At 71.7% G+C, this 12,266-nt stretch carries 8 protein-coding genes; 5 read left to right on the plus strand and 3 right to left on the minus strand.

Annotated elements, in window-relative coordinates:
* Positions 1–134: 134 nt before the first annotated feature.
* Positions 135–851, minus strand: coding sequence for a vancomycin high temperature exclusion protein (locus ACFYXC_RS02515; protein WP_389545966.1), 717 nt, complete (start codon positions 849–851; stop codon positions 135–137).
* Between the two features lie 207 nt (positions 852–1,058).
* Here ACFYXC_RS02515 and ACFYXC_RS02520 point away from each other — a divergent pair, with 207 nt between their 5' ends.
* From ACFYXC_RS02520 to ACFYXC_RS02540, 5 genes are all read left to right on the plus strand, one after another.
* Positions 1,059–1,949 carry a sirohydrochlorin chelatase gene (locus ACFYXC_RS02520; protein ID WP_389545969.1) on the plus strand — a complete coding sequence of 297 codons (891 nt, stop codon included), beginning with the start codon at positions 1,059–1,061 and terminating at the stop codon, positions 1,947–1,949.
* 155 nt (positions 1,950–2,104) lie between these two features.
* Positions 2,105–3,493 carry a deoxyguanosinetriphosphate triphosphohydrolase gene (locus ACFYXC_RS02525; protein ID WP_389545971.1) on the plus strand — a complete coding sequence of 463 codons (1,389 nt, stop codon included), beginning with the start codon at positions 2,105–2,107 and terminating at the stop codon, positions 3,491–3,493.
* A gap of 114 nt (positions 3,494–3,607) precedes the next feature.
* Positions 3,608–4,873 carry an NAD(P)/FAD-dependent oxidoreductase gene (locus ACFYXC_RS02530; RefSeq protein ID WP_388908677.1) on the plus strand — a complete coding sequence of 422 codons (1,266 nt, stop codon included), beginning with the start codon at positions 3,608–3,610 and terminating at the stop codon, positions 4,871–4,873.
* A 46-nt stretch (positions 4,874–4,919) separates the two neighbouring features.
* Positions 4,920–6,827, plus strand: a complete 1,908-nt coding sequence (gene dnaG, locus ACFYXC_RS02535) for a DNA primase (protein WP_389545974.1) — start codon at positions 4,920–4,922, stop codon at positions 6,825–6,827.
* Between the two features lie 189 nt (positions 6,828–7,016).
* Entirely contained in the window at positions 7,017–8,342 is a 1,326-nt protein-coding gene (locus ACFYXC_RS02540) for an RNA polymerase sigma factor (protein ID WP_389545977.1), read from the plus strand.
* A gap of 138 nt (positions 8,343–8,480) precedes the next feature.
* Here ACFYXC_RS02540 and ACFYXC_RS02545 read toward each other — a convergent pair whose 3' ends face one another.
* Together ACFYXC_RS02545 and ACFYXC_RS02550 are read right to left on the minus strand one after the other, a co-directional pair.
* Complete coding sequence (locus ACFYXC_RS02545; protein WP_389545980.1) at positions 8,481–10,409, minus strand: ABC transporter ATP-binding protein; 1,929 nt, start codon at positions 10,407–10,409, stop codon at positions 8,481–8,483.
* Positions 10,409–12,142 carry an ABC transporter ATP-binding protein gene (locus ACFYXC_RS02550; protein ID WP_389545983.1) on the minus strand — a complete coding sequence of 578 codons (1,734 nt, stop codon included), beginning with the start codon at positions 12,140–12,142 and terminating at the stop codon, positions 10,409–10,411. The genes ACFYXC_RS02545 and ACFYXC_RS02550 overlap by 1 nt, the downstream gene beginning before the upstream one ends.
* Positions 12,143–12,266 lie beyond the last annotated feature (124 nt).

Here is a 12,266-nt window from a genome sequence, read left to right on the forward strand (position 1 = left end):
GCGGGGCGCGCGGCGGCCCCCCCCCCGGGGGGGGGGGGGGGGGGGGCCCCCCCCCCCGGCGGGGGGGGGGGGGGGGGGGGGGGGGGGGGGGGGGGAGCACCCACCGGTGCCCCCGGTGGCAGCCGGCTCGGCGGCTACCGGCCGGCGGTCGCCAGCGCCCGTTCCACGCCCGGCTCCCGGGGGCCCAGGAACAGGGGGTCCGGCTCGAAGACCGCGTCCAGGACCGCCTTCCCCGCCGCGACCATCTCGCGCGCACCGCCGTAGTACCAGGTCGCGTCGTGCACGTCGTCCACCCCGATCCCGTACGACGTGACGCCCGCCTCCTGGCAGAGCGCCACCGCCCGCCGGATGTGGAAGCCCTGGCTGATCAGTACGGCCTCGTCCACGCCGAAGATCTTCTTGGCCCGTACGCAGGAGTCCCAGGTGTCGAAGCCGGCGTAGTCGCTGACGATCCGCCCGTCCGGCACCCCCCGCCGCGTGAGGTAGCCGCGCATGGCGTCCGGCTCGTCGTAGTCCTCGCGGCTGTTGTCGCCGGTGACCAGGACGACCTGGATGCGGCCGGACCGGTACAGGTCGGCCGCCGCGTCCAGCCGGTGCGCCAGGTACGGCGACGGCTCGCCGTCCCACAGCCCGGCCCCGAAGACGACCGCGACCTCGGTACGCGGCACGTCCGCGGTCGTCCGCAGCTGCCCGGCCGCGGCCGTGTGGAGCCACGTCGCCGGGAGCAGCGCGAGCACGCACCCGGCCATCACGGCCTGCACGGCGCGCCGCCGGCCGGTACGGGTGCGCGGCAGCCGCGGTCTCGGCAGCCTCAGCGCCCGCGGCGGCTTCGGCAGTCTCGGACGACGCATGGGACGGTCCCTCCCCGGGTGGCCTCGACCCGGGAGACGCCGGACGCGGCGATCCGGTTCACTCCGTGCGGTCTCCGTGCGGTCTCCACCCGGCCTCCGCGCGGTCCACGGCACCTCACAGGCCCCCGCACCCCCGCGTGAAGCCCCGGAAAAGCCTCGTCATTGCGGCGCAACGGCAAGGCAACCTCGTACCGGCACCCTTGACGCATGACGGCGCACCGCAAGAACCGGATCAGCAGTCGGCCCGGCGGCCGGCACCTTGCCCCGCCCGCGCTCGTCCTCGTGGGCCACGGCAGCCGGGACCCGCGTGCCCTGACGACCGTCCGGGCCCTGAGGGACCGGATCCGCGAGCTGCGCCCCGGTCTGCCCGTGCACCTCGGGCACATCGAGCTGAACGCACCCCTGCTGCCGGACACCCTCGCCACGCTGGGCACGGGTGAGGCGGTCCTCGTACCGCTGCTGCTGAGCCGGGGCTACCACGTCAAGCAGGACATCCCCGAGGCCGCCGCGGCCTCCCCGGCCCGCACCCGGATCGCCGGCCCGCTGGGCCCGCACCCGCTCCTCGTCGAGACGCTGTACGAGCGCCTGGCCGAGGCGGGGTGGCGTACGCCGGACGAGGCGGAGCGCCGGGTGAGCGGGGTCGTGCTCGCCGCGGCCGGCTCGCGCGACCCCGAGGCGGGCGTCGACACGCGTCGTACCGCCGCGATGCTCGCGGACCGCCTCGGCGTCCCGGTCGTGCCCGCGTACGCCTCCGCCGCCGCGCCCACCGTCCCGCAGGCCGTCCGCGCACTCGCCGCCCGGGGCCGCCACCGCATCGCCGTGGCCTCGTACTTCACCGCCCCCGGCCGCTTCTCCACCGAGTGCGCGGCAGCCGCCCCCTGGCTGGCGGCGGCCCCTCTGGGCGCCCACCCGTCCATGGCCCACCTCACCCTGCACCGCTACGACGAGGCCCTGACCACCCCACCGACAACAACCCCCCGCCACCTGACCACCGCGTCTCAAGGGTCGCGGGGAACGGCGCAGTCTTTGATCTTGAGGGGCGCGGGGAACGCCGCAGTCCTTCGTCTCAAGGGTCGCGGGGAACGGCGCAGTCTTTGATCTTGAGGGGCGCGGGGAACGCCGCAGTCCTTCGTCTCAAAAGTCGCGGGGAACGGCGCAGTCTTTTCAGGGGCGCGGGGAACTGCGCGACCAGCCACAACGCACCCGCACCCGCCCCCACGCCGATTGTCACCGCCTCCCCTTACTGTCAAGACATGGAAGGCACCAGCACCGACCCCACCCCCCACACCATCGAGCACCTGATCAAGCCCCCCGGCTACGACCCCACGTCGGTGGCCCGTTGGGCCACCGAACCCGACAAACGCCCAGGCCGCACCGCCTTCCAACGCGACCGCGCCCGCGTACTGCACTCCTCCGCCCTCCGCCGCCTGGCCGGCAAGACCCAGGTGGTCACCCCCGGCACCCTCCCCCACTCCCAGCTCCGTGCGAGCGGCGAGACCCCCGTCCAGGGGTGGGACGCCAGCCCCCGCACCCGCCTGACCCACTCCCTGGAGTGCGCCCAGGTCGGCCGCGAGCTCGGCGCGGCCCTCGGCTGCGACCCCGACCTCGTCGAGGCGGCCTGCCTCTCCCACGACCTCGGCCACCCGCCCTTCGGGCACAACGGCGAACAGGCGCTGAACGAGTTCGCCGACGACTGCGGCGGCTTCGAGGGCAACGCCCAGTCGCTCAGACTCCTCACCCGCATCGAACCCAAGCGCTTCGTGCGCGGCGACACCGTGCCGGCGGCAGCCCTCGCGGACGGCGACGACCTCGTCAGCGTCGGCCTCAACCTCACCCGTGCCACCCTCGACGCGGCCACGAAGTACCCCTGGCGGCGCGGCGCCCACCCCACCGACCCGGCATCCCCGAAGTTCGGCGTCTACGAGGACGACCGCCCGGTCTTCGACTGGATCCGCGAGGGCGCCCCCGGCAGCCGCATCACGTTCGAGGCGCAGGTCATGGACTGGTCCGACGACGTGGCCTACTCGGTGCACGACGTCGAGGACGGTCTGCACGCGGGTCACATCGACCCCGACTGCCTGCACGCGGAGCCCGAGCGGCAGGAGATCTTCCGGGTCGCCATAGGGAGGTACGTCGGGGCGGACACCGACCCCGCCGAACTGGCGGAGGCCCTGGACCGGCTCCTCGACCAGGAGTGGTGGCCGCACGGCTACGACGGTTCGGCCGTCGCCCAGGCCCGGCTGAAGGACGCCACCAGCCAGCTCATCGGCCGGTTCTGCCTCGCCGCGGAGAGCGCCACCCGCGCGGCGTACGGGCCGGGTCGGCTCACCCGCTACGGAGCCGAACTGGTCGTACCGCGCGCCGCCCGCCTGGAGTGCGCGGTGCTCAAGGCCGTCGCCGACCGGTACGTCATGCAGCGCGCCGAGCAGGAGCTGCTCCGCGCCGACCAGCGGATCGTCGTCGCCGAGCTGGCCGAGGCGCTCACCGCGCGGGCGCCGGAAGGGCTCGACCCGCAGTTTCGCGCCTTGTTCGACCAGTCGTCCGACGACCGTGCCCGCAAGCGGGTGATCGTCGACCAGATCGCCTCGCTCACGGATGCCGCCGCGCGCTCCCTGCATGCGAGGCTCAGGGTGCGGGTGTGACGTCGGAGGGCGTCGGCGTGACCCTGCGTGGCCTGATCGGGCCACTCCCTCTTCCCCCATCACGCTCCGTGCGGGACGCTCGCAGGTGGCGACACCGTTACGAGGAGGCATCAAGTGGTCGACGCAGATCAGACATTCGTCATCGTCGGAGGGGGCCTGGCCGGCGCCAAGGCGGCCGAAACCCTCCGGGCGGAGGGCTTCACCGGCCGCGTGATACTGATCTGCGACGAGCGGGACCACCCGTACGAACGCCCGCCGCTGTCCAAGGGCTATCTGCTCGGCAAGGAGGAGCGCGACAGCGTCTTCGTCCACGAGCCCTCCTGGTACGCGCGCCACGACGTCGAGCTGCACCTCGGCCAGACCGTCGACGCGATCGACCGGACCGCGAAGACCGTCCACTTCGGTGACGACGGCACGCTCGTCCACTACGACAAGCTGCTGCTCGTGACCGGCGCCGAGCCGCGCCGCCTGGACATCCCCGGCACGGACCTCGCCGGCGTCCACCACCTGCGGCGTCTCGCCCACTCGGAGCGCCTCAAGCACGTACTGGCCGCCCTCGGCCGGGACAACGGCCACCTGGTGATCGCGGGCGCCGGCTGGATCGGCCTGGAGATCGCCGCGGCCGCCCGTGAGTACGGGGCCGAGGTCACCGTCGTCGAGCCCGAGCCGACCCCGCTGCACGGCGTCCTCGGACCCGAGCTCGGCGAGCTCTTCACCGAACTGCACCGCGAGCACGGCGTCCGCTTCCACTTCGGCGCCCGGCTCACCGAGATCACCGGCCAGGACGGCATGGTCCTGGCGGCCCGCACCGACGACGGCGAGGAGCACCCCGCGCACGACGTCCTGGCCGCCATCGGCGCCGCCCCGCGCACCGGCCTCGCCGAGGCGGCGGGCCTGGAGATCGCCGACCGGGCCCACGGCGGCGGCATCGCGGTCGACGGGCAGCTGCGCACCTCAGACCCCGACATCTACGCGGCCGGCGACGTGGCCGCCTTCCACCACAGCCTGTTCGGCACCCGGCTGCGCGTCGAGCACTGGGCGAACGCGCTGAACGGCGGCCCGGCGGCGGCCCGCGCGATGCTGGGCCGCGGAACGACGTACGACAGGGTGCCCTATTTCTTCTCCGACCAGTACGACGTGGGGCTCGAGTACTCGGGCTGGGCGCCCCCGGGGACGTACGACCACGTGGTGATCCGGGGAGACGCCGCCAAACGCGAGTTCATCGCCTTCTGGGTGAAGGAGAGCCGTGTGCTGGCCGGGATGAACGTCAATGTGTGGGACGTCACAGAAACCGTCCAACAGCTGATCCGGACGGGGACGCGGGTGGACACGGAGGCGCTCGCGGACCCGCACGTTCCGCTGGACAGCCTGGTCCCATGACCGACGGGGGGACTCCACTGTCACACCGTCCCCGTAGACTCGGCGCGTGGCTGGAAGGATCAACGACGAGGACGTGAAGGCTGTTCGGGACGGGGTCCCGATCGACGCCGTGGTGTCCGAGTACCTCCAGCTGCGCAACGCGGGCGGCGGAAACCTCAAGGGTCTCTGCCCCTTCCACGACGAGAAGTCGCCCTCCTTCCAGGTCAGCCCGAGCAAGGGGCTCTTCCACTGCTTCGGCTGCCAGGAGGGCGGCGACACCATCACGTTCGTGATGAAGGTCGACCACCTCTCGTTCTCGGAGGCGGTCGAGCGCCTCGCCGGACAGGCGGGCATCACCCTCCGTTACGAGGAGGGCGGGTACAACCCCTCCCACCAGCGCGGCGAGCGGATCCGGCTGGTCGAGGCCCATCAGGCCGCCGCCACGTTCTACATCGAGCAGCTCGACACCAGCCCGGAGGCCGACGCCGGCCGCAAGTTCCTCGCGGAGCGGGGCTTCGACCAGTCGGCCGCCACGCATTTCGGGGTCGGCTACAGCCCCCAGGGCTGGGACCACCTCGTCCGTCACCTGCGCGGCAAGGGCTTCAGCGACAAGGAGCTGGTCCTGTCCGGGCTCGCCCAGGAGGGCCGCCGCGGACCCATCGACCGCTTCCGCGGCCGGCTGATGTGGCCGATCCGCGACATCGGCGGCGAGGTCGTCGGCTTCGGCGCCCGCAAGCTGTACGAGTCGGACAACGGCCCGAAGTACCTCAACACGCCCGACACGCCGATCTACCGCAAGTCCCAGGTCCTCTACGGCATCGACCTCGCCAAGAAGGACATCGCCAAGAGCAGCCGGGCCGTCGTCGTCGAGGGCTACACCGACGTCATGGCCTGTCACCTCGCCGGCATCACCACCGCCATCGCGACCTGCGGCACGGCCTTCGGCAACGACCACATCAAGATCCTGCGACGGCTCCTGATGGACAACGGCTCGGCGCGGGTGATCTTCACCTTCGACGGTGACGCGGCTGGGCAGAAGGCCGCCCTGCGCGCCTTCGAGGACGACCAGAAGTTCGCCGCCGAGACGTACATCGCGATCGCCCCGGACGGCATGGACCCCTGTGAGCTGCGCCTCGCCAAGGGGGACGCGGCCGTCGCCGACCTCGTCGAACCGCGCACCCCGCTCTTCGAGTTCGCCCTGCGCCAGATCGTCGCCCGCTACGACCTGGAGACCCCTGCGGGCCGCGCCGCCGCGCTCGACGAGTCCGCGCCCGTGGTGGCCCGCATCAAGAACAGCGGCGCGCAGCACGAGGTCGCCGTCCAGCTCGCGGGCATGCTCGGCATCCTCGACACCCAGTTCGTCGTCAAGCGGGTCGCCCAGCTGGCCCGCTGGGCCCGCGACCGCGGCGGCAGGGGCCCCGCGCCGGTGAACGGCGGCCGCCCCCCGCAGCAGTACGACACCGGCAGCCCGCGGCCCCCCTCGGGCCCGGCCCTGACCCTGCGCAACCCCGTGTACGCCACCGAGCGCGAGCTCCTCAAGCTCGCCCTGCAGCGCCCCGACCTGGTCTCCCCGGCCTTCGACGCGTACGGGGTGGACGAGTTCACCGCCCCGCCGTACGCGGCCGTCCGCGAGACGATCATCGAGGCGGGCGGCGCGGAGCACGGCGTCCAGGACCCGCAGGAGTACCTGGTGCGCGTCCGCGAGGCCGCCCCGGACGACGCGGTCCGCGCCATGGTCACGGAACTGGCCGTCGAGGCCATCATGCGCAAGACCGTCGACGAGGCGTACGCCGGCGAGCAGCTGGTGACCGTCCGCCGCCGCGCCGTCGAGCGCCGGGTGCGCGACGTGCAGGGCGCCCTCGCCCGCGCCAGCGCCCAGGGCGACCCGGCCAGACTGGCCGCCGTGCAGAACGAGCTGTGGGTGCTCCAGCAGTACGACCAGGCCCTGCGGGAGAAGGGCGCCGCCGCGCTCTGAGAAAGCCGGTGGACGGGCCGGTGGACGGGTTCCGCTTCGGGAACCGGACACGCGGGGAACGTGCCAGATCAGGGCACGGACGAGCACGCCCACCTTCCGTGAGGGTAACCACGCGGTCACGGACCGGACTCAGAAAGTCCCCGCACGCCCCTCGTGGCGACGATGTGTCGTACTCCACACTGGGTTCCGGTGCCTGAGTCCTCGGAGCGCGGCCGACCCGAACGCGACGGGTCCGAAGTCCCCGCGGTTCCGCTCAATGACTTCGGGATGGACAGCGGCGAGGCCGTCGACCCCATCCCTGACGTACCGCTGCCGCACGCCTCAGCAGCGACATTCCTGGAGGTCGCCCCCGTGCAGACCCAGACCCTGACCCAGACCGACAACAGCACGGACAGCAAGAACGGCGCCGCGGCGGACGCGGACGCCGGCGTCCTTGCGGCCCTGCCGCCGCAGAAGCGTGCCGCGCTCCACCCCGAGACCGCGGCACCCGAGACCGCGGCGGAGGCGGAGAGTGCGCCGGAGCCGCCCGCCGCCGTCCTGGTGGAGACCGAGGCCGAGACGCCCGAACCGGTGGAACTGCCCCGCGGGCGTGCGGACACCGGCGGGCCCTCGTCCGACCTGTTCCGCCAGTACCTGCGGGAGATCGGCCGGATCCCGCTCCTCACCGCGGCCGAGGAGGTGGAGCTCGCCCGGCGGGTCGAGGCGGGCCTCTTCGCCGAGGAGAAGCTCCGCCTCGCCTCGGACCTCGACAGCCAACTCGCCCTGGACCTGGACAAGTTGGTCGTCATGGGACGGATGGCCAAACGCCGTCTCATCGAGGCCAACCTGCGGCTCGTCGTCTCCGTCGCCAAGCGGTACGTGGGGCGCGGGCTGACCATGCTCGACCTGGTCCAGGAAGGCAACCTGGGGCTGATCAGGGCCGTCGAGAAGTTCGACTACGCCCGCGGATACAAGTTCTCGACGTACGCGACCTGGTGGATCCGCCAGGCCATGTCCCGGGCCCTCGCCGACCAGGCCCGCACGATCCGGGTCCCCGTCCACGTGGTCGAGCTGATCAACCGGGTCGTCCGGGTGCAGCGGCGGATGCTGCAGGAGCGGGGGTACGAGCCGACGCCCGAGGAGGTCGCCGCGCATCTCGACCTGCCGAGCGAGCGGGTCAGCGAGGTGCTGCGGCTGGCGCAGGAGCCGGTGTCCCTGCACGCGCCGGTGGGGGAGGAGGACGATGTCGCCCTCGGTGACCTGATCGAGGACGGGGACGCGGAGAGTCCGGTGGAGTCGGCGGCGTTCCTGCTGCTGCGGGAGCATCTGGAGGCGGTGCTGTCCACGCTCGGCGAGCGTGAACGCAAGGTGGTCCAGCTGCGGTACGGGCTGGCCGACGGGCGGCCGCGGACGCTGGAGGAGATCGGGCGGATCTTCGGCGTCACGCGTGAGCGCATCCGCCAGATCGAGTCCAAGACCCTCAACAAACTCCGCGACCACGCCTTCGCGGACCAGCTCCGGGGCTACCTGGACTGAGAGCGTTTCTCGCCCCCGCCGCCCACCCCCCTGTCGCGCTGCGCGCTCGTCCTCAATCGCCGGACGGGCTGATTTTTCAGCCCGTCCGGCGATTGAGGACCGGGGGTTCGGGGGGCGGAGCCCCCGAGTCAGTGACTCCTAGTCCACCTCCACCGCCGCCTTGGCGAACTGGGCCTCGTACAGGCGCGCGTACGCGCCACCCGCCGCGAGCAGCTCCCCGTGCGCCCCCTGCTCCACGATCGCCCCGTCCTCCATCACCAGAATCGTGTCGGCATCGCGGATCGTCGACAGACGATGCGCGATGACGAACGACGTCCGCCCGTGCGCGAGCTTCGCCATCGCCTTCTGGATGAGCACCTCGGTCCGCGTGTCCACGGAACTCGTCGCCTCGTCGAGGACGAGGATCACCGGATCCGACAGGAACGCCCGCGCGATCGTGATCAGCTGCTTCTCACCCGCGCTGACCCCCGACCCCTCGTCGTCGATGACGGTGTCGTACCCGTCGGGCAGCGTCCGCACGAACCGGTCGGCGTGGGCCGCCCGGGCGGCCTCCTCGATCTCCCCCCGGGTGACCTCGCGAGAGGCCCCGTACGCGATGTTCTCCGCGATCGTCCCGCCGAACAGCCAGGTGTCCTGGAGGACCATGCCGACGGACGCCCGCAGCTCGTCGCGGGACATCGTGGCGACGTCGACGCCGTCGAGGGTGATGCGCCCGCCCGTGGTCTCGTAGAACCGCATCAGCAGGTTCACCAGCGTCGTCTTGCCGGCGCCCGTCGGCCCCACGATCGCGACGGTGTGCCCGGGCTCCACGGTCAGCGACAGGTCCTCGATGAGCGGCTTCTCCGGGTCGTACCGGAAGGACACCCCCTCCAGGGCCACCAGGCCCCGCAGCTCCGCGGGACGCGCCCCCGTGACGGGGTCGGCCTCCTGCTCCTCCGCGTCCAGCAGCTCGAAGACCCGTTCCGCCGACGCGACCCCGGACTGCACGAGGTTCGCCATGGAGGCGACCTGGGTGAGCGGCATGGAGAACTGCCGGGAGTACTGGATGAACGCCTGCACGTCACCGATCGAGAGCGAGCCGGAGGCGACCCGCAGTCCGCCGACCACCGCCACCAGCACGTAGTTCAGGTTCGACACGAACATCATCAGCGGCTGCATGACACCGCTGTTGAACTGCGCCCGGAACCCGGCCTCGTACAGTTTGTCGTTCTCCTCGGCGAACTGCGCCGCCGACTCGTCCTGCCGTCCGAAGACCTTCACCAGGTTGTGCCCGGTGTACATCTCCTCGATGTGCGCGTTGAGCTTGCCGGTGGTCCGCCACTGCTGCACGAAGTGCGGCTGCGACCGCTTGCCGACCCGGGTCGCCACGACGAACGACAGGGGCACGGTGACCAGCGCGACGAGCGCGAGCAGCCACGACACCCAGAACATCATCGCCAGCACACCGACGATGGTCAGCAGCGAGTTGACGAGCTGGCCCATCGACTGCTGGAGGGTCTGCCCGATGTTGTCGATGTCGTTCGTGGCACGGCTGAGCACCTCACCGCGCTGCCGCTTGTCGAAGTACGAGAGCGGCAGCCGCGACAGCTTGGTCTGCACGTCCTCGCGCATCTTGTACATGGTCAGGTTGACGGCCCGGTTCACCAGCCGTGTCGCCACGGTCATCAGCAGCCCGGCCACCAGGAACGCCACCAGGGCGATCAGCAGCACCTCGCCGACCGCGCCGAAGTCGATGCCCACGCCGGGCGTGAAGTCCGTGCCCGACAGCATGTCGGCCGTACCGCCGTCGCCGCGTTCCCGCATCGCCGCGAGGGCCTCGGCCTTCGTCTGCCCGGCCGGCATCTCCCGCCCGACGACCCCGGCGAACACGAGGTCGGTGGCCCGGCCCAGGATCTTCGGCCCGATGACCGAGAGACCCACGCTGCAGACCACGGCGGCGAGCATCACGTACAGCGTGGCGCGTTCGGGCCTGAACTGCGCCAGCAGCCGCCTCCCGGACCCCTTGAAGTCCATCGAGTGGTGGTCGGGGCCGGTCCCGGCCATCATGCGCCCCATGGGCCCGGCCATCAGGCTGCCTCCGCTTCCGTGAGCTGGGAGAGCACGATCTCCCGGTAGGTCTCGTTGTCCGCCATCAGTTCGTGGTGGCGGCCGGTGCCGACGACCCGGCCCTCGTCGAGGACCACGATCCGGTCGGCGTCCCGGATGGTGGAGACCCGCTGGGCGACGATCACGACGGTCGCCTCGGCGGTCTCCCGCGCGAGCGCCGTCCGCAGCGCCGCGTCCGTCGCGTAGTCGAGCGCGGAGAAGGAGTCGTCGAAGAGGTAGATCTCGGGACGCTGGACGAGGGTGCGGGCGATGGCGAGCCGCTGCCGCTGACCACCCGACACGTTCGTGCCGCCCTGCGCGATCGGGGCGTCCAGACCGTTCTCCAGGCCCTCGACGAACCCCTTGGCCTGCGCCACCTCCAGCGCGTGCCACAACTCCTCGTCCGTCGCGTCCGGATTCCCGTACCGCAGGTTGGAGGCCACCGTGCCCGCGAACAGGTACGGCTTCTGCGGTACGAGGCTCACCGTGCGCGCGAGCAGCCGCGGCTCGACCGTCCGTACGTCGACGCCGTCCACCAGCACCTGTCCGTCGGTGGCGTCGAACAGCCGGGGGACCAGCCCGAGGAGGGTCGACTTGCCGCTGCCGGTCGAACCGATCACCGCGGTCGTCTCACCGGGCAGCGCCACCAGGTCGACGGCCTTGAGCACCGGCTCCTCGGCGCCCGGATAGCGGAACCCGGCCCCGCGCAGCTCCAGATGACCGTGCCGCCGGAGCTCCAGGACGGGCGCCTTCGGCGGGACCACACTGCTGGACGTGTCCAGGACCTCCTGGATGCGCTCGGCGCACACCTCGGCACGCGGCACCATCATGAACATGAACGTGGCCATCATCACGGACATGACGATCTGCATGAGATAGGCGAGGAACGCGGTCAGCGCGCCGATCTCCATCCCGCCGCTGTCGATCCGGTGCGCGCCGAACCACACCACGGCGATCGACGAGACGTTCACCACCGTCATGACGATCGGGAACATCAGCGCCAGCATCCGCCCGGTGCCCAGCGACACCTCGGTCAGATCGGTGTTCGCCTTGCGGAAACGCTCCTCCTCGTACGCGTCCCGCACGAAGGCGCGGATGACGCGGTTGCCGGTGATCTGCTCGCGCAGCACCCGGTTCACCGTGTCGAGGCGCACCTGCATGGCCCGGAACAGCGGCCGCAGCCGGCGCACGATGAGACCGACCGAGAGCCCGAGCACCGGCACGACGGCCAGCAGCACCCCGGACAGCGGCACGTCCAGGCCGAGCGCCAGCACGATGCCGCCCACGCACATGATCGGCGCCGGCACCAGCAGCGTGAACGTCATCAGGGCGAGCATCTGCACCTGCTGCACGTCGTTCGTCGTGCGGGTGATCAGGGACGGCGCCCCGAAGTGGCCCACCTCGCGCGCGGAGAACGACTGCACCCGGTCGAAGACGGCGGCCCGGATGTCCCGTCCGACCGCCGAGGCCGTACGGGCGCCGTAATAGACGGCACCGATGTTGCAGACGACCTGGGCCAGCGAGATGCCGATCATCAGGGCGCCGAAGGACAGGATGTAGCCCGTGTCGCCCTTCACGACACCGTTGTCGATGATGTCGGCGTTCAGGGTGGGCAGGTAGAGCGTGGCGCAGGTCTGCAGGAACTGCAGCAGGACGAGCAGGCCGATGGGTTTCTTGTACGGCGTGAGATGGGTACGCAGAAGTCTTATGAGCACGCTGGGTCTCTCGGAGTCGGCGGCGGGGCGGTTGGTTGCCCTTGGCCCCTATCGTCGAACACACCACCGGTGTTACCTCAACTGATTAACCCAAGAGAGGTCCAAGAGCGGACCAGGACCCGGT

The sequence above is a fragment of the Streptomyces sp. NPDC002701 genome (assembly GCF_042889045.1).
GTDB lineage: Bacteria > Actinomycetota > Actinomycetes > Streptomycetales > Streptomycetaceae > Streptomyces.